General features: G+C 63.5%; 18 protein-coding genes. 9 read left to right on the forward strand and 9 right to left on the reverse strand.

Annotated features, from left to right (window positions below; translation table 11 throughout):
* Positions 1 to 64: 64 nt before the first annotated feature.
* The 3 genes from ABIE49_RS02910 to ABIE49_RS02920 form a co-directional block, all read right to left on the reverse strand.
* Complete coding sequence (locus ABIE49_RS02910) at positions 65 to 307, reverse strand: hypothetical protein (protein WP_192733474.1); 243 nt, start codon at positions 305 to 307, stop codon at positions 65 to 67.
* Positions 308 to 380: 73 nt separating this feature from the next.
* The gene (locus ABIE49_RS02915) at positions 381 to 1,151 is read right to left on the reverse strand and encodes a gamma-glutamyl-gamma-aminobutyrate hydrolase family protein (RefSeq protein ID WP_192733475.1); all 771 of its coding nucleotides are present in this window, start codon (positions 1,149 to 1,151) and stop codon (positions 381 to 383) included.
* Positions 1,152 to 1,390: 239 nt separating this feature from the next.
* Positions 1,391 to 2,089 (reverse strand): hypothetical protein, encoded by a 699-nt coding sequence (locus tag ABIE49_RS02920; RefSeq protein ID WP_192733476.1) that lies wholly within the window; start codon positions 2,087 to 2,089, stop codon positions 1,391 to 1,393.
* 254 nt (positions 2,090 to 2,343) lie between these two features.
* Here ABIE49_RS02920 and ABIE49_RS02925 point away from each other — a divergent pair, with 254 nt between their 5' ends.
* Positions 2,344 to 3,450: an AI-2E family transporter gene (locus ABIE49_RS02925; protein WP_192733477.1), complete on the forward strand. Its 1,107-nt coding sequence runs from the start codon at positions 2,344 to 2,346 to the stop codon at positions 3,448 to 3,450.
* A 2-nt stretch (positions 3,451 to 3,452) separates the two neighbouring features.
* On the opposite strand, the gene ABIE49_RS02930 is transcribed toward ABIE49_RS02925, so the two are convergent.
* The 6 genes from ABIE49_RS02930 to ABIE49_RS02955 all read right to left on the reverse strand — a co-directional run bounded on the left by ABIE49_RS02930 (position 3,453) and on the right by ABIE49_RS02955 (position 7,222).
* Complete coding sequence (locus ABIE49_RS02930; protein WP_192733478.1) at positions 3,453 to 3,755, reverse strand: antibiotic biosynthesis monooxygenase family protein; 303 nt, start codon at positions 3,753 to 3,755, stop codon at positions 3,453 to 3,455.
* A 101-nt stretch (positions 3,756 to 3,856) separates the two neighbouring features.
* Positions 3,857 to 4,093, reverse strand: a complete 237-nt coding sequence (locus tag ABIE49_RS02935; RefSeq protein WP_192733479.1) for a hypothetical protein — start codon at positions 4,091 to 4,093, stop codon at positions 3,857 to 3,859.
* A 147-nt stretch (positions 4,094 to 4,240) separates the two neighbouring features.
* Entirely contained in the window at positions 4,241 to 5,458 is a 1,218-nt protein-coding gene (locus ABIE49_RS02940; RefSeq protein ID WP_192733480.1) for a GGDEF domain-containing protein, read from the reverse strand.
* A gap of 238 nt (positions 5,459 to 5,696) precedes the next feature.
* Complete coding sequence (gene rpsI, locus ABIE49_RS02945) at positions 5,697 to 6,173, reverse strand: 30S ribosomal protein S9 (RefSeq protein WP_192733481.1); 477 nt, start codon at positions 6,171 to 6,173, stop codon at positions 5,697 to 5,699.
* Position 6,174: 1 nt separating this feature from the next.
* Positions 6,175 to 6,639, reverse strand: coding sequence for a 50S ribosomal protein L13 (gene rplM, locus ABIE49_RS02950; RefSeq protein ID WP_192733482.1), 465 nt, complete (start codon positions 6,637 to 6,639; stop codon positions 6,175 to 6,177).
* Between the two features lie 154 nt (positions 6,640 to 6,793).
* Complete coding sequence (locus ABIE49_RS02955) at positions 6,794 to 7,222, reverse strand: PaaI family thioesterase (RefSeq protein ID WP_192733483.1); 429 nt, start codon at positions 7,220 to 7,222, stop codon at positions 6,794 to 6,796.
* 96 nt (positions 7,223 to 7,318) lie between these two features.
* On the opposite strand from ABIE49_RS02955, the gene ABIE49_RS02960 reads away from it, so the two are divergent.
* From ABIE49_RS02960 to nadC, 8 genes are all read left to right on the forward strand, one after another.
* Positions 7,319 to 8,143, forward strand: coding sequence for an enoyl-CoA hydratase (locus ABIE49_RS02960; protein ID WP_192733484.1), 825 nt, complete (start codon positions 7,319 to 7,321; stop codon positions 8,141 to 8,143).
* A gap of 119 nt (positions 8,144 to 8,262) precedes the next feature.
* Entirely contained in the window at positions 8,263 to 8,847 is a 585-nt protein-coding gene (locus tag ABIE49_RS02965; RefSeq protein WP_192733485.1) for a CoA-binding protein, read from the forward strand.
* Between the two features lie 183 nt (positions 8,848 to 9,030).
* On the forward strand, positions 9,031 to 10,311 hold the full coding sequence (locus ABIE49_RS02970) for an O-acetylhomoserine aminocarboxypropyltransferase (RefSeq protein ID WP_192733486.1): 1,281 nt from the start codon (positions 9,031 to 9,033) through the stop codon (positions 10,309 to 10,311).
* 234 nt (positions 10,312 to 10,545) lie between these two features.
* Positions 10,546 to 11,082, forward strand: a complete 537-nt coding sequence (locus ABIE49_RS02975; protein ID WP_192733487.1) for a hypothetical protein — start codon at positions 10,546 to 10,548, stop codon at positions 11,080 to 11,082.
* 31 nt (positions 11,083 to 11,113) lie between these two features.
* A complete protein-coding gene (locus ABIE49_RS02980) occupies positions 11,114 to 12,070 on the forward strand; it encodes an NUDIX hydrolase (protein WP_192733488.1) in 957 nt (318 codons plus the stop codon).
* Positions 12,071 to 12,124: 54 nt separating this feature from the next.
* The gene (gene nadA / locus ABIE49_RS02985; protein WP_192733489.1) at positions 12,125 to 13,111 is read left to right on the forward strand and encodes a quinolinate synthase NadA; all 987 of its coding nucleotides are present in this window, start codon (positions 12,125 to 12,127) and stop codon (positions 13,109 to 13,111) included.
* Entirely contained in the window at positions 13,108 to 14,661 is a 1,554-nt protein-coding gene (locus ABIE49_RS02990; protein ID WP_192733490.1) for an L-aspartate oxidase, read from the forward strand. Before nadA ends, ABIE49_RS02990 begins: the two co-directional genes overlap by 4 nt.
* The gene (gene nadC, locus ABIE49_RS02995) at positions 14,658 to 15,527 is read left to right on the forward strand and encodes a carboxylating nicotinate-nucleotide diphosphorylase (RefSeq protein ID WP_192733491.1); all 870 of its coding nucleotides are present in this window, start codon (positions 14,658 to 14,660) and stop codon (positions 15,525 to 15,527) included. Before ABIE49_RS02990 ends, nadC begins: the two co-directional genes overlap by 4 nt.
* The last annotated feature ends 7 nt before the right edge of the window (positions 15,528 to 15,534 follow it).

Raw genomic sequence — 15,534 nt, forward strand, 5'->3', positions numbered from 1 at the left:
TCCCGCGTTTTCGGTTCCGTAGAATTACGGACAGCCCCCGGAGAAATGGATATTTCGAATCAAATTATACCCCGAATATCCTGGCGTAGCGCGCCTTGATCTCCTCGCTTTGCGCTTGCACGGCGGCGGGATCGGCTTTCAGCAATTTCAGATTCGCCAGCGGGATGTGCTCGCCCTTTTCCTTCACCTGCGCATGAAACGAGCGGTGTGCGAACATTTCGACCAGCATCTGCTGGGTCTCGGCGCTGAAAAACAAGTTCTGAAATAGTCTTGCCGCGTTGGGATTTGGGGGCGCTGTCTCGACCATCGGCGGTCCCGCATCGCACCCTCCCCTTGTAGCACGACCGTTTATCGGCCGCCTGTTCGTTCGAAACCGCCAGCTAGCTTGCCCGCTGATGCGCTTTGAGCGCCTCGCCGAACGCCTCAAACAGCGCACGGTTGATCGGATTGCGCTGCGGGTCGTACTCCGCATGCCATTGCACGCCGAGCGCAAAGCTCGGTGCGTCAGCAATGCGAATTGCTTCGATGGTGCCGTCTTCCGCCACGCCCTCGATGACCACGCGCTCGCCGGGATCGAGAATGCCTTGCCCATGCAGCGAGTTCACGCGAATGGTTTCACAGCCGAGCAGCTTTGCAAAGGCGCCATCAGGGGTGAGATGGACGTCATGCCGGTCGGCAAAGATCACCAACGGATCGGGGTGGATTTCGCCGTTCTCCAGCCGCGGCATGCGGTGATTCATGCGGCCGGGGATTTCGCGAATCTCCGGGTGCAGCGAGCCGCCAAAGGCGACGTTCATTTCCTGCAAGCCGCGGCAGATGCCGAAGATCGGTACGCCGCGGGCGACGCAGGCTTCCGCCAGTGCAAGGGCGACGTCGTCGCGGTGAATATCGTAGGGCTCGTGCCTCTCATGCGGCTCGGTCTTGAAGCGGGTCGGATGGACATTGGCACGGGCGCCTGTCAGCACCACCCCATCGACGGCTTCGAGCAAGGCGCCGATATCGGTAATCTCCGGCGATCCCGCAAACATCAGCGGCAGTGCGCCTGACACGTCGGCTACAGCGCGGAGATTGCGCTCTCCGACCATCTGGGTTGTGAAACGATTTTCGATGCGATGGGCGTTCCCGATCACACCGACCACGGGCCGTCTCATCGCCAAATTTCTGCTTTCATCGTCCTGCGCAAGGATCTTCTAGGTTGAGCCATGATGCTGGCCGATCATGCCTGCGAGATCGTGCCGGATCAACATGATATGCTGCCCACTTCTGCTTTACAGCTCCGCGCGAATCCCAGGCCGTGCCGGCAAGCCCGGCGTCAGAAACAGGCGCAAGGCACGCGTTTTGGCTCGTGGAGCCGCCGGACGCGCGGCAAGGCAGCTACTTCCGGGTGCAGCTACTTCCGGGTAAAGGCTTCCCTGGCGTCAACGGCCTCGACGCCGGGCAAACCGGCCGCCCGAAGCGCAGTCGCGGCGGAATTGTCGGCGCCATTCAGCCACGGCAGTTTCGCCTGGATGGCACGGGTCACCGGCTCGCCCAGCACGCCGCCGAAATCGAGTGGCCAGAATCCGTTCGGCACCGCTTCGGCTGATATCCCGTGGAGCCGATAGCCCTTCCCCAGAATCGCCTCCGCTTCGTCGGGTTGCACGTTGCGCGCGGTCCCGGGATTGGCGGGATCGGAAAATGTCACGAGCACCGGGATCAGCGCGCCCGTTACCGGTACGACGCCGGTCTGGCGGTTCATTTCGTTGAACGACACGCGCTTGCCGCCGGCGGCGGCCGTATAGGCGCGCAAGGCTACATAATTGATGCCCTCGAGCTCGAGGTTCTTGTCGATATGCGCCAGCAGCGCGACCAGATTTTTGCCGCCGCCGAGGTCGACGTAGACGGCATCGCCCACGGTGCGGGTTGGGCCGATACCGCTGTAGCCGCGATACGGATGGACCGCCAAAACTCCGCTCGCCGATTTGCGTCCATCGGGGGTCTCGACTTCAACGATCAAGCGATATTTGTGGCCGGGACGGTTGATCCTGATCTGGTCGCCGACATAGATCGCCGCCAGCAGCGCAACCGGCCCCAACCATTTGAAATTCATCTTATCCTCGCCGAAGCGCCCGTCGCTGGAGCCTTTTCCGTTCCGATGGAATCGGAACGGAGCTCCAGATTCTTGATTTGACGCGTTTTCTTGACGCGAACCGGCGTCCACTTCGCTGGAAAGCGCTTTAGTTAGCCTGCACCGCTTGGCACACCGGGCATGGTAGCGTCAAACCGGCGCGCGCCTCGCCGCTTGATCCCGGGCGCATTTTCGCGAAAGACTGGCGCAGGAATATACTGGGGGAAGGAATCAACGTGACAGGTCCGGCTGACGGTCGTCTTTTGGCCCGCAACGATCTGGCGTGGGCGATCTCGGTCGGAGGCATCGGTGTCGTGCTGTTCGCGGCACTCTTGCTGTTCACCTGGTATTTCGCCGCGACGCTGTTCCTGATCTTTGCCGGCGTGCTGCTCGGCGTCGCCCTCACCGCGATGGCCAATATGCTCGGCCGTGTCGTCAAACTTCCCCATTCGCTGCGGCTAACCGTCGTGGGTCTGGTGTTGGCCGGGCTCCTTTCGGGTATTCTTTTTCTCGGAGGCGCCACCATCGCGCAACAGACCAAGGTGTTGAGCGACACGATCAAGTCGCAGTTGGTCGACCTCAAAGCCTTCCTGGACAGGAATGGGGTCGATACCAGCTTTTTCGACTTCGGCAGCCTCAATGCGGCTTCGGATGCGTCTGCGCCGGCGGCGCCAACAACGCCGCATAGCCTTCCCAGCGCCAGCACCATCGCGTCCAGCGGCGGCGCCATTTTCAGCCAGAGCCTGAAGCTGATCCTGGGCACCGTAAGCGCGGTCGGAAACTTCTTTATCGTGCTGTTTCTGGGCCTCGCCTTCGCCGTGCAACCGAGCGTTTACCGCAACGGGCTGTTGTTCATGGCGCCAGCCAAGCACCGCGCCCGTGCCACCATCATTATCGACCGCATCGGCTGGACGCTGGAGCGCTGGCTGATCGCACAGATCATCACCATGGCCGCGGTGTTCTTTGTCACCTGGGTCGGGCTTGCCATCATCGGCATCCCCAGCTCGTTCATTCTGGGCATCCAGGCCGGCCTGCTCGCCTTCATTCCGACCGTCGGCGCGATCCTCGGCGGGCTGATCGTGGTGCTGGCGAGCCTCGCCTCCGGATGGGTCGCGGCGCTCAGCGCATTCATCCTGTTCCTCGGCGTGCACGCGCTGGAAAGCTACGTGCTGACGCCGATCATCCAGCGTCAGGCGCTGGATATTCCGCCCGCCACGCTGTTCGCGTTCCAGATCCTGCTCGGCGTCGTCTTTGGTATCTGGGGGCTGGCGCTGGCGCTCCCCCTAATGGCGATCGCCAAGGTGATGATCGACCATTTCAAGGCCGAAAAGACGATGGCGTAAGCCTAGCCCGCCGACGTCAGCACCGTCTCGGTGTGCTCGACCTCGGGGGGCGCAGCAAAGTACTGCCCGACCAGGCCGCGCCATGCCGTAAAATCTTCCGAGCCGCGGAAATCGACGGTGTGATTTTCCAGCGTTTCCCATTGCGCCATCAGGCGATAGCGCTGCGGCTTCTCGATCGACTTGTGCAGTTCAAACCCCTTGCCGCCCTTGGCGCGCAGGAACAGCGGCCGCGCCTTGGCGACGGCGGCTTCAAAATCCTTCTCGGTGCCGGGCTTGACGTCGATTTGTGCGATTTCGGTGATCATGGCGGTTACAGCCTTCTGCTGGAATACCCGTCTCTAGCCCAGCCCGGCGCAAAGAAAAAGGCGCCTCGCGGCGCCCGGCATCAGCATCCCGAAAGTAAGCCTCAATTGAACAGCAGCACTGCGCCCACGACCATCATCGCGCAACCGATGAACAGGATGGCAGGCCAGCGCGTTCTGCGCTGATCGTAGCGGCCCTGCGCCCGGCGTTCGGTGATGAGCGCCGTCTCGAATTCTTCCGAGCTGGAGAACATGCAGGCGAAGCCGCCACGGGCGGAAACTGCGGCCGCTTCGAGCGACATCAGGGCAGCCTGGGGGTTTCGCGAGCGTATCGATTCCATAAGTAAATAATATGGATGGAATGGTAAACGCGAGGTTACCGCCGCGTTTTCCTGCAGCGCGTTTCAGCGATGCGGCTACCGGTTCGCGTCAAGAAAACGCGTCAAAATAAGAGTCTTCGGCTCTGATCAAATCAGAACCGATCAGCCCTAGGTCGCGGCAGCCTGCGCACGGACCGGCGCCGGAAGACCCGCGGTCTTGCGCCGCCAGTGCTCCAGCGACAGCGGCAGCTCTTCGGCGGCCTCGACGCGATTACGGCCGCTGCGCTTGGCCTGATAGAGCGCGGTGTCGGCCGCCGCCAGCAGCACTTCGAGCTCGGTGCCCGCCGGCCCGCCGGCCACACCGATGCTGACGGTGGTATCGACAGCGCCTTCCTCGCACACGATTCCGGACGCCTCGAAAGCTTCACGCACGCGCTCGGCCACCAGCACGCCCTCTTCCAGCGCACACGGCAACAGCGCGGCGAACTCTTCGCCGCCGATGCGGCCCGACAGATCGCTGATGCGCAGATTGTTGACCACGACGGTGGCAAACAGCTTTAGGATTTCATCGCCCGCCGGATGGCCGAAACGGTCGTTGATGCCCTTGAAATGGTCGATGTCGAAGATCATCACCGTCACCGGCCGGCCGGCCGTGGCCTCGCGTTCGATCACCCGCGCACAGGCTTCGGCAAAGCCACGGCGGTTGAACATGCCGCTCAAGGGATCGATCGACGCGGCCGTCTTGTGCACGGTCACGGCACGATCCGACACCAGCATGAAGATCACGAACACGGTGCCGATCGCATAGAGCACGAGCTCGATCGAAAACGCCGTCACCCAGATGCTGCTGTAGAAGGTTTCGTCATGCGGACGCAGCAGATCGCCGAGCAGGATCGGCAGCATCAGCACGCAGCCATGCATGACAGGCACTACAACGGTCGGCCAGCGCTTCTGCATGCTGCGCCGCCGCTCGCTCCACAATTCCGAGGCCGTCAGCGCCGCGTAGATCGCAACGATGGCCGCACCGGCGGTCAGGCGCATCGCCGGATCCAGCCACGGCAAGCCTACCGATACACCGACCCAGACGATCGCGCCGAGCACCAGCCCCGGCAGGTTGGGTGCGCGGCCGAGGAAGACGCGGGCGGCATTCCAGACCATGCCGCAGGCGACGAAGCCGACCGCGTTCAACGCCAGCGTCAGCGGACCGCCAAGTGCGGCGCCGCCGACGGTCCAGATCGCGACCGAGGCCGCACCGAGCAGATAGGCCGTGCCCCACCACTTCAACGCCGGGACATTTTCCTGCTTGCCGAAGAAAATGAGCATGGCCCCAAGCATGCCCGCAACCATGGTTGCGAACAGATATAGCGTGGACGTATCGAACGACATGAGCCCCACCCGTAAAAGTGTGATGCAATGCTGGGAGCGTATTTGGAAATGTGATGCTGCGCCCCCGCAGTCCTGGCACGCTAGGCCGCTCGGGTTCCAATTTCGTGTGTACGCGCACGAAAGTTTTCGTGAAAATCTGCGTTAATTCATCTCTAAACTCACAACAAAAAGGGCGCTGAAAAGCGCCCTTTTTCTTCGTTTTTGAATGCAGCAATCGCTGCAAATTTTAGCGAAGCAATTAGCGCTTCGAGAACTGGAACGACTTGCGCGCCTTGGCGCGGCCGTACTTCTTGCGCTCCACGGTACGGGAGTCGCGGGTCAGGAAGCCGCCCTTCTTCAACACGCCGCGCAGATCCGGCTCGAAGCAGGTCAGCGCCTTGGAGATGCCGTGACGCACGGCACCCGCCTGGCCTGACAGACCGCCGCCGGCGACCGTGCAGATGACATCGTACTGGCCGGCACGGGCAGCTGCGACCAGCGGCTGCTGGATCAGCATGCGCAGAACGGGACGCGCGAAATAGACTTCGACTTCGCGGGTGTTGACCAGGATCTTGCCGGCGCCCGGCTTGATCCAGACGCGGGCGACAGCGTCCTTGCGCTTGCCGGTGGCATAAGCGCGGCCGTACTTGTCGACCTTCTTGACGTATTTCGGCGCGTCGGGCGAAGCCGTCTTCAGGGACGACAACTGGTCGAGCGACTGCATGGTATCGGACATCTTATGCGGCCCTCATGTTCTTGCGGTTCATCGAAGCGATATCAACCGTCTCGGGCTGCTGGGCTTCATGCGGATGTTCGGCGCCGGCGTAAACGCGCAGATTGCCCATCTGCACGCGGCCGAGCGGACCGCGGGGGATCATGCGCTCGATGGCCTTCTCGACGACGCGCTCGGGGAAGCGACCCTCGAGGATCGACTTCGCGGTGCGTTCCTTGATGCCACCGATGAAGCCGGTGTGCTTGTAGTAGACCTTCTGTTCGCGCTTGCGACCGGTCAGAACGACATGGGCCGCATTGATGATGACGACGTGATCGCCGCAATCGACGTGGGGCGTGTAGGTAGGCAGGTGTTTGCCGCGCAGACGCATGGCGACCAGGGTAGCGAGCCGTCCGACCACCAGACCTTTGGCGTCGATCAGCACCCACTTCTTCGTCACCTCGGCGGGCTTAGCCGAAAAGGTTTTCATGTGAGGAAATCCGTGAAAGGGGACTGCGGCGCAGGCTGCGCCGAACTGCGCGGTTTCTAGAGAACCGCGCGCGGCGCGTCAATGCCAAATGAGAGTAATTACAACAGTAAAAACAACGGCTTATAAATAAGGTGTTATATTACCGTATAAATGCCTATTTGTTTGGAATGGAATAGGTCGACGTCACGTGCGCGATCGGATCGGGCGACGTGCCCGACAGCAGGTTGACCTCCCCCACCGCCAGCCGCTTGCCGAGCTTCAATAGCCGCGCTGCGGCCAGCACGTCCTGTCCGGGCTGGCCCTTGCGCAGGAAATTGATGTTGAGATTGGTGGTCACGGCAAGCCCAACCGGTCCGATCGCCGACAGCAGCACCACATACATTGCGAAATCGGCCATCGCCATCAGGGTCGGGCCCGACACCGTGCCGCCCGGGCGCAGCATGTTCTCGTTATAGCGCTGGCGCAGCAGGCAGGTCTCGCCATCAGCGCTTTCGATGGTGATATCGCCGCCTTTGAACGCCTGCGGGAATTCGTCGTGGAGGAACTTCTCCAGTTCAGCCACGCTCATTTTCGCTGCCGCCATGCTGACCCCTGCCCTCGCTTCAGACCGCCTGTTACATTAAGTTGTCATCAAAGCCCAAACAAAACCCAAGAAAACCACTTAGTGGAAATTTTTGAGATGTCGCCCCAGACCGCCCGCGCGCCCGCCGCTCAATCGCCGATCCTGCTGCGCGAGAAGGTCGGCAGTATCGCGGTACTTACCCTGAACCGGCCGGCGGCGCGCAACAGCCTGTCGGAAGGCCTGATTGCGGAACTGCATGCGGCGCTGAAAGACATTCACGACGACAAGAACGTACGTGCGCTTGTCATCGCCGCCAACGGCCCGGCGTTTTCGGCCGGTCACGACATGAAGGAATTGACCGCGCGCCGCAGCGACGCCGATCGCGGCCGCGCCTATTTCGCAGAGATCATGAACGCCTGCAGCGCGATGATGCAGGCGATCGTGCAGTTGCCGAAGCCGGTGGTCGCCGCGGTTCAGGGCGTCGCCACCGCCGCGGGTTGCCAGATGGTCGCGAGTTGCGATCTGGCGGTCGCCTCCGAGGCCGCGCGCTTCGCCACGCCCGGCGTCGACATCGGGCTGTTCTGTTCGACGCCGATGGTGGCGCTGTCGCGCAACGTGCCGCGCAAGCAGGCGATGGAAATGCTGCTCACCGGCGAGCCGGTGGACGCCACGACGGCGCAAAGCCTCGGCCTCGTCAACCGCGTGGTTCCATCAGGCACCGAACGCGACGCGGCGATTGCACTCGCGCAGAAGGTTGCGCTCAAATCCGCCTACACCATCAAGCTCGGCAAGGAAGCCTTCTATCGCCAGATCGAAATGAACCTTGCCGACGCCTATCGCTATGCCGCAGAGGTGATGACGGAAAACATGATGGCGCGCGACGCCGAAGAAGGCATCGGCGCCTTCATCGAGAAACGCGAGCCGAAGTGGCAGGATGAATAGTTTCCCCTCATCCTGAGGAGCCGCGCAAGCGGCGTCTCGAAGGATGCAGGCCCGTCTGCGGCCTCATGGTTCGAGACGCGCGTCCCGCGCTCCTCATCATGAGGGTCTGAGGAATACGAATGAACCACGACGCCTACGACGACAATTACATCCGCGCGATTCTCAACAGCGTGAAATCGATCGCGATGGTCGGCGCCTCGCCGGTCAACGTGCGGCCGAGCTACTTCGCGTTCAAATACCTGGCGCAGCGCGGCTACGACATGATCCCGGTCAATCCCGGTCATGTCGGCAAGAGCCTGCTCGGCAAACCCTTTGTCGCGCAGCTTGCGGATATCGACCGCCCGATCGACATGATCGACATCTTCCGCAACTCCAGCCACATCATGCCGGTTGTCGATGAAGCCCTGAAACTGTCGCCGCTGCCGAAGGTGATCTGGATGCAGCTCGGCGCGCGCGACGACGCTGCTGCGGAAAAAGCCGAAGCCGCCGGCATCAAGGTCGTGATGAACCGCTGCCCGAAGATCGAGTATGGACGGCTGTCATCGGAGATTTCCTGGATGGGCGTCAATTCGCGAACGCTCAGCTCGAAACGTGCGCCGATCCCGACGCAGGGCATGCGGCTGTCGCTGAACCGGATGAGCGTCGGCGGCGGTGAAACCGCCGCCTCCGATCGCGCCGCGAAAAACAAGAGCGAACTGCCGTAACGCATATGCGAGACGAATGTTTCCCAAACGTGGCCAACGGCGCGGAGCGCCGCCCGGCGACAGGCTCCCGCGAAGCACGTCCGTTCCTAATCCGCGATATGTGAAACGGTCGCCTTGACGGCGGACGCGGCTTGCGATCAGCATGCCGCGCATTTTCGACGAACCAAAAACAGGATGCATAGAATGACCGATCGTCACCCGGGATTTTCGACCCTTGCCGTGCATGCGGGCGCGCAGCCTGATCCGACCACCGGCGCGCGGGCGACACCGATCTATCAAACCACGTCTTTCGTTTTCAACGACGCCGATCACGCTGCGTCCCTGTTCGGCCTGCAGGCCTTCGGCAACATCTATACCCGCATCGGCAATCCGACCAACGCGGTGCTGGAAGAACGCGTCGCCGCACTCGAAGGCGGCACCGCCGCGCTTGCGGTCGCGTCCGGACACGCCGCCCAGGTGGTCGTATTCCAGCAATTGCTGATGCCCGGCGACGAGATCATTGCCGCGCGCAAACTCTATGGCGGATCGATCAACCAGTTCACCCATGCCTTCAAGAGTTTTGGCTGGAACGTGGCATGGGCGGATTCAGATGATATCGCCAGTTTCGAACGCGCGGTGACGCCGCACACCAAGGCGATCTTCATCGAGTCGATCGCCAATCCCTCCGGCAGCATCACCGATATCGAGGCGATCGCCGCCGTCGCCCGCAAGGCCGGCGTGCCATTGATCGTCGACAACACGCTGGCCACCCCCTATCTGATCCGCCCGATCGATCACGGCGCCGATATCGTCGTGCATTCGCTGACGAAATTTCTGGGCGGCCACGGCAATTCGCTCGGCGGCATCATCGTCGATGCCGGCACCTTCGACTGGTCGAAGGACAACAAGTATCCGATGCTGAGCGAGCCGCGCCCCGAATATCACGGCATCAAGCTGCAGGAGACCTTTGGCAATTTCGCCTTCGCGATCGCCTGCCGCGTGCTCGGCCTGCGTGACCTCGGCCCGGCGCTGTCGCCGTTCAACGCCTTCATGATCCTGACCGGCATCGAGACGCTGCCGCTGCGCATGCAGAAGCATTGCGAGAACGCCAAGGCCGTCGCGGAATTTCTCGCCGGCCATCCCAAGGTGGCCGCGGTGAACTATGCGGGTCTCGCCAGCGACAGGTACAACAACCTCGCGCGCAAATATGCACCGAAGGGTGCCGGCGCGGTGTTCACCTTCAGCCTCAAGGACGGGTATGACGCCGGCGTCAACCTGGTGTCGAACCTGAAACTGTTCTCGCATCTGGCCAACGTCGGCGACACCCGCTCGCTGGTGATCCACCCGGCCTCGACCACGCACAGCCAGCTCGACGACGCCGCCAAGGTGAAGTCAGGCGCCGCCCCCGACGTGGTCCGGCTGTCGATCGGCATCGAGGACAAGGAAGATCTGATCGCCGACCTGGAGCAGGCACTGACGGCCTGAGGGTCATCGCACGTCGCATCACCACGACTCGTCGTACCCCGCGAAAGCGGGGTACCCAGTACGCCGCGGCCTATCGGTTACCCGCCCCGTGAGCATTGCCACTCTGGCAGGGTGGCGACAGTTGGTGACCGCCGCCGCCCAGCCGGCCATTTGGCCTGAAATCACAAGCCTCTCATTAACGGTCATTCCGGCATAAAGTGGCGCTGAGCCGCCCTTGATGATTCGGAGCAAACGATGCTGCGCTGGATGACGCCATTTCTGGTCGCTATTTTCGCGATCGGAACTGCTGCCGCGGACGAGGGCCCCGGTGCCGCCAAGGCCACCGATGGCACCGCAGCAGCAAAGCCTGCCGACAGCCCGGCCGCTACCACATCCCCCAAAAGCCCAGCCGTGGCGAAGCGCGCCAATAACCTCGCCGCCGCCAAGCGCGCCGCGGTTCGCGCCACAAAACAATTGCCGCCGGGTCTGCCCCGCGCGCACTACAATTACCGGACCACGGTCGCCCCCGCGACGGCGCCTCTATATGTGCGCCGCGGCCGGCAATTGGTGGTGGTCGAGGAAGCCGATCCCGACGTGCTGTTCACGCCGGTCGGCGTCGTGCCCTATGCGCCGCGTGTGTACGGTGTGCCGTTACTGCCGGGCTCCAACACCCTGCCGGGCTATTATGGGACCAGCCATTCCTACAGCTATGATGGCCCCTATTACGGCGGCCCCTACACGCCCTACTGGAGTCGCCTGCCTTACGCCGGCGGCGTCTACGGCTATCGCTAGCCGCGACTGCAACAGAAACGGACTTTTGGACGTGGCAGGGCCACCGCGAAAAACTAAGACACCGAATTCCGCGCGCGCGATCACCGCCGACCTCGTCGCAGTGCTGGTCGCGGTGACCGACGGCCAACCCAAGATCATGACGATCGCCAATGCGGGTGCGCTGCCGAGCGGGCCGTTCGAATTCAAGCACCGCTCGCTGCAATCGGGCTTGCGGGCGTGGGTCGAAGCGCAAACCGGCCATCCGCTCGGCTATGTCGAACAGCTCTATACGTTTGCCGATCGTGGACGCACCGGGGATGGCTCATCACCCCACTCCGTCTCAATCAGCTATCTCGGGTTAACCCGCGAGGATCAGGTCGCCGACGGGGCGGCGGCGCACTGGTCCGGCTGGTATGATTATTTCCCCTGGGAAGATCATCGGGAAGGGCCGCCTTCTCTGCTGGCGAAGCTGCTGACGCCGCGACTGCGCGCATGGGCGAAATCCGCGCCCTCGGCGGCGTTGCAGCGCGAACGCTGGCAGCGTGCCGCGATCACCTTCGGATTCGAAGACCGCGAGTGGAATGAAGAACTCGTGCTGCAGCGTTACGAATTGCTCTTTGAGGCCGCGCTAATTCCCGAAGCGGTTCGCGAAAGCGGCAACGCGGCTACCCTGGTGCCCGGCCGGCCGATGACGGCCGATCACCGCCGTATTCTCGCGACCGGAATCGCCAGGCTGCGGGCCAAGATCAAATACCGCCCCGTGGTATTCGAGCTGATGCCGGCGGAATTCACCCTGCTGCAACTGCAACGCAGTGTTGAAGCGCTTGCAGGACGGCTGGTGCACAAGCAGAACTTCCGCCGCCTGATGGAACAACAGCAACTCGTTGAGGAAACTGGCGCAATCGCCGCCGACACGGTCGGTCGCCCCGCCAAGCTGTTCCGCTTCCGCCACGCCGTCCTGGCCGAACGGGCCGTCGCCGGAACCAAACTGCCGCTTTCGCGCACTTGACTTAGGTTATGCTCAGGATAAGTATAAGCCATGATATGCTCATGGAGAGTATAAATGGCCAGTCTCAGTTCCGACGCCCTCGCCCGCACCGCGCCGCTCTATGAGAGGGTGAAACGCGTAATCCCGCCGCCCGAATGGGCGACCTTCGCAGGCGACGTCGACGCCATTCTCGACCTCAAGCGCAAGCGCAACGCGGTCATCCTGGCGCACAACTACCAGACGCCGGAAATTTTCCACGGCGTCGCCGACATCGTCGGCGACAGCCTGCTGCTGGCGCGCGAAGCCACCAAGGTCGACGCCGATATCATCGTGCTCGCCGGCGTGCACTTCATGGCCGAGACGGCCAAGCTGCTCAATCCGCAGAAGATCGTCCTTATCCCTGATCTTGCGGCCGGCTGTTCGCTCGCGGATTCAATCACCCCGGCAGACGTGCGGCTGATGCGTCAGCGCTATCCCGGCGCGCCCGTCGTCACGTATGTCAACACATCGGCCGCCGTGAAGGCGGAATCCGACATCTGCTGCACCTCGGGCAACGCGCTCAAGGTCGTGGAGTCGCTGGGCGCCGAGCGCGTCATCATGCTGCCGGACGAATATCTGGCGCAGAACATCGCCAGGCAGACCAACGTGAAGATCATCGCGTGGAAGGGCCACTGCGAGGTGCACGAGCTCTTTACGCCTGACGATATCAGGCAGATCCGGGAGAACCACCCCGGCGTCACCGTTCTGGCGCATCCGGAGTGCCCGCCCGAGGTGGTGGCGGAAGCTGATTTCTCCGGATCGACGGCGGCGATGTCCGGCTATGTCGAGCAGCAGCGCCCGCCCCGCGTCGTGCTGCTGACCGAGTGCTCGATGAGCGACAACGTCGCGGTGCTGCATCCCGATGTCGAGTTCATCCGGCCGTGCAATCTGTGCCCGCACATGAAGCGGATCACGCTGAAAAACATCCGCCATGCGCTGGAGACCAATCAGCACCAGGTGACGATCGATCCCGCGATCGCCGCCCCCGCGCGGCGCGCCGTCGAGAGGATGCTGGCGATATGAGCACGGATATTTCAGCGCTGGCCAACCGTCCCGTGATCATCGGCGGCGGCGCCGCCGGATTGATGACGGCGCTGCAACTGGCGCCGGAGTCGGTGTTGGTGATGTCGAAGGCCCCGCTGGGTGCGGAAGCCTCCAGCCTGTGGGCGCAAGGTGGGCTCGCCGCGGCGATGGGCGCGGACGACGACCCCGCGCTGCATCTCGCCGACACCATCGCCGCCGGCGCCGGGCTTTGCGACGAAACCACTGCAAGCCGAATCGTCCACGCGGCGCCATCGGCGGTCGAACATCTCGCGCAACTCGGCGTCGCCTTCGACCGGCGGCCGGACGGACGCTGGCGGCTTGGCCTCGAAGCCGCCCACAGCCGCAACCGGATCGTTCATGCTACCGGCGACGGCACCGGCCGGGAGATCATGCGGGCGCTGATCGCGGCGGTGCGCCGCTGCCCAACAATCACGCTGCTGGAGGGTGTCGAGGCGCGCTGCCTGATCGTCGAGGACAACGCCGTCAAGGGCGTGCTCGCCGTCAACGCGCACGGCCCGTTGGTGATCGATACCGGCCGCGTCGTGATTGCGACCGGTGGCATCGGCGGACTGTTTCTCGACAGCACCAATCCGTCTGGCTGCTTCGGCCAGGGCCTCGCGCTGGCGGCGCATGCGGGCGCGAAGCTTTCGGATCTGGAGTTCATCCAGTTTCATCCAACCGCGTTCGATAGACCGTCGCGGCCGATGCCGCTGCTCACCGAGGCTATCAGAGGCGACGGCGCAACCCTGATCGACGAGACCGGCGAGCGCTTCATGGCGGATGAGCCCGGCGCCGAGCTCGCAGCCCGCGACATCGTCGCGCGTGCCGTTTGGCGTCGCCGCGCCGAGGGGCATCGGGTGTTCCTCGATGCACGGAAGCATCCGGGCAAGGATTTTGCCGGGCGTTATCCCGTCATCTCCGCGTTCTGCAAGATGGCCGGGATCGATCCTGCGACCGATCCGATTCCGGTGCGGCCCGCCGTGCACTACCACATGGGCGGCATTGCCGTGGATCTCGAGGGCCGCAGCACGGTTGGTGGCCTCTGGGCCTGCGGCGAGGTCGCCCGCACCGGCTTGCACGGCGCCAACCGGCTTGCCAGCAATTCGCTGATGGAAGCCATCGTCTGCGCCGAGTGGGTGGCGGGGAGCGTCAGCAGAGCGAGCCGCGGGCCATTGAAGGCGCGTGTGCCTCTTACGCCCCTGCCCGCCTCCGATCCATCGACCGTACGGCCGATGATGTCGCAAGGCCTCGGCGTGCTCCGCGACCGCAACGCGATCGGTCGGCTGGTTCGGGGCCTCTTGCCAATCGCCCACAGAGACGGCGCGGCATCCGATCCGGCGCTGGTGGGTCTCATGATCGCCGTCGCCGCATACCAGCGCGAGGAGAGCCGCGGCGGGCACTTTCGTACCGATTTTCCCGACACGCTGGCTACCGCTACGCCGTCATCGATCTCGCTGTCCGAGGCGCTCGAAGCCGCTCGCGAGATCGCCGAATCCGACACCTTGTCTCTTGGGAGTGCCCAATCATGACGCTGAATCCCCTCCTGCCCATCATGTACGAACCGATCGTGCGAACCGCCCTCCTGGAGGACCTCGGCCGCGCCGGCGACATCACGGCGGATGCGATTGTGCCCGCCGACCAGCAGGCCGCGCTGGTGCTGCGCGCCCGGCAGCCCGGCGTCGTGGCCGGCCTCGACATCGCACGCTGCGCCTTCCAGTTCGCCTCGCCAGCCATCACGCTCCGTGCGGAGCGGCCCGACGGCAGTGTTGTCGCGCCGGGCGAAATCATCGCGACCATCGAAGGCCCCGCACGCGGTTTGCTAACCGGCGAGCGGACGGCGCTGAACTTCCTGTGTCATCTCAGCGGCGTTGCAACGGCCACCGCTTCGCTGGTATCGGCCGCGAAGGGGACGAAGGCGCAGATCGTCTGCACCCGCAAGACGACGCCGGGACTGCGCGCGCTGGAGAAATATGCAGTGCGCGCCGGTGGCGGCGGCAATCATCGTTTTGGCCTCGACGACGCCATCCTGATCAAGGACAACCACATCGCGCTGGCCGGCGATATCAGCACCGCGGTTCAGCGCGCGAAGGCGCATGCCGGTCACCTCGTCAAGATCGAGGTCGAGGTCGACACGCTGGCGCAGCTCGAACAGGTACTGGCGATCGGCGTCGACGCGGTGCTGCTCGACAACATGTCGAACGAGGAGCTCAGGCAGGCCGTGGCCATGACCGGCGGCAGGGCCATCACCGAGGCGTCCGGCCGCATCACCGCCGCCACCGCCAAGGCGATCGCGGCGACCGGCGTCGACCTGATTTCGGCGGGCTGGATTACGCACAGCTCGGCCGCGCTCGATATCGGGCTCGACTATCTCGATCTCAAGCGGCAGGCCGCTTGAGAGTGAT

Origin of the sequence: Bradyrhizobium sp. OAE829, assembly GCF_040546575.1 — a bacterium.
GTDB lineage: Bacteria > Pseudomonadota > Alphaproteobacteria > Rhizobiales > Xanthobacteraceae > Bradyrhizobium.

Bases quoted from the DNA above. Each gene is read 5' to 3' on its own strand.
- ABIE49_RS02910 (WP_192733474.1), bottom strand. From the start codon at position 307: ATGGTCGAGACAGCGCCCCCAAATCCCAACGCGGCAAGACTATTTCAG.
- ABIE49_RS02915 (WP_192733475.1), bottom strand. From the start codon at position 1,151: ATGAGACGGCCCGTGGTCGGTGTGATCGGGAACGCCCATCGCATCGAA.
- ABIE49_RS02920 (WP_192733476.1), bottom strand. From the start codon at position 2,089: ATGAATTTCAAATGGTTGGGGCCGGTTGCGCTGCTGGCGGCGATCTAT.
- ABIE49_RS02930 (WP_192733478.1), bottom strand. From the start codon at position 3,755: ATGATCACCGAAATCGCACAAATCGACGTCAAGCCCGGCACCGAGAAG.
- ABIE49_RS02935 (WP_192733479.1), bottom strand. From the start codon at position 4,093: ATGGAATCGATACGCTCGCGAAACCCCCAGGCTGCCCTGATGTCGCTC.
- ABIE49_RS02940 (WP_192733480.1), bottom strand. From the start codon at position 5,458: ATGTCGTTCGATACGTCCACGCTATATCTGTTCGCAACCATGGTTGCG.
- rpsI (WP_192733481.1), bottom strand. From the start codon at position 6,173: ATGTCCGATACCATGCAGTCGCTCGACCAGTTGTCGTCCCTGAAGACG.
- rplM (WP_192733482.1), bottom strand. From the start codon at position 6,639: ATGAAAACCTTTTCGGCTAAGCCCGCCGAGGTGACGAAGAAGTGGGTG.
- ABIE49_RS02955 (WP_192733483.1), bottom strand. From the start codon at position 7,222: ATGGCGGCAGCGAAAATGAGCGTGGCTGAACTGGAGAAGTTCCTCCAC.
- ABIE49_RS02960 (WP_192733484.1), top strand. From the start codon at position 7,319: ATGTCGCCCCAGACCGCCCGCGCGCCCGCCGCTCAATCGCCGATCCTG.
- ABIE49_RS02965 (WP_192733485.1), top strand. From the start codon at position 8,263: ATGAACCACGACGCCTACGACGACAATTACATCCGCGCGATTCTCAAC.
- ABIE49_RS02970 (WP_192733486.1), top strand. From the start codon at position 9,031: ATGACCGATCGTCACCCGGGATTTTCGACCCTTGCCGTGCATGCGGGC.
- ABIE49_RS02975 (WP_192733487.1), top strand. From the start codon at position 10,546: ATGCTGCGCTGGATGACGCCATTTCTGGTCGCTATTTTCGCGATCGGA.
- nadA (WP_192733489.1), top strand. From the start codon at position 12,125: ATGGCCAGTCTCAGTTCCGACGCCCTCGCCCGCACCGCGCCGCTCTAT.
- ABIE49_RS02990 (WP_192733490.1), top strand. From the start codon at position 13,108: ATGAGCACGGATATTTCAGCGCTGGCCAACCGTCCCGTGATCATCGGC.
- nadC (WP_192733491.1), top strand. From the start codon at position 14,658: ATGACGCTGAATCCCCTCCTGCCCATCATGTACGAACCGATCGTGCGA.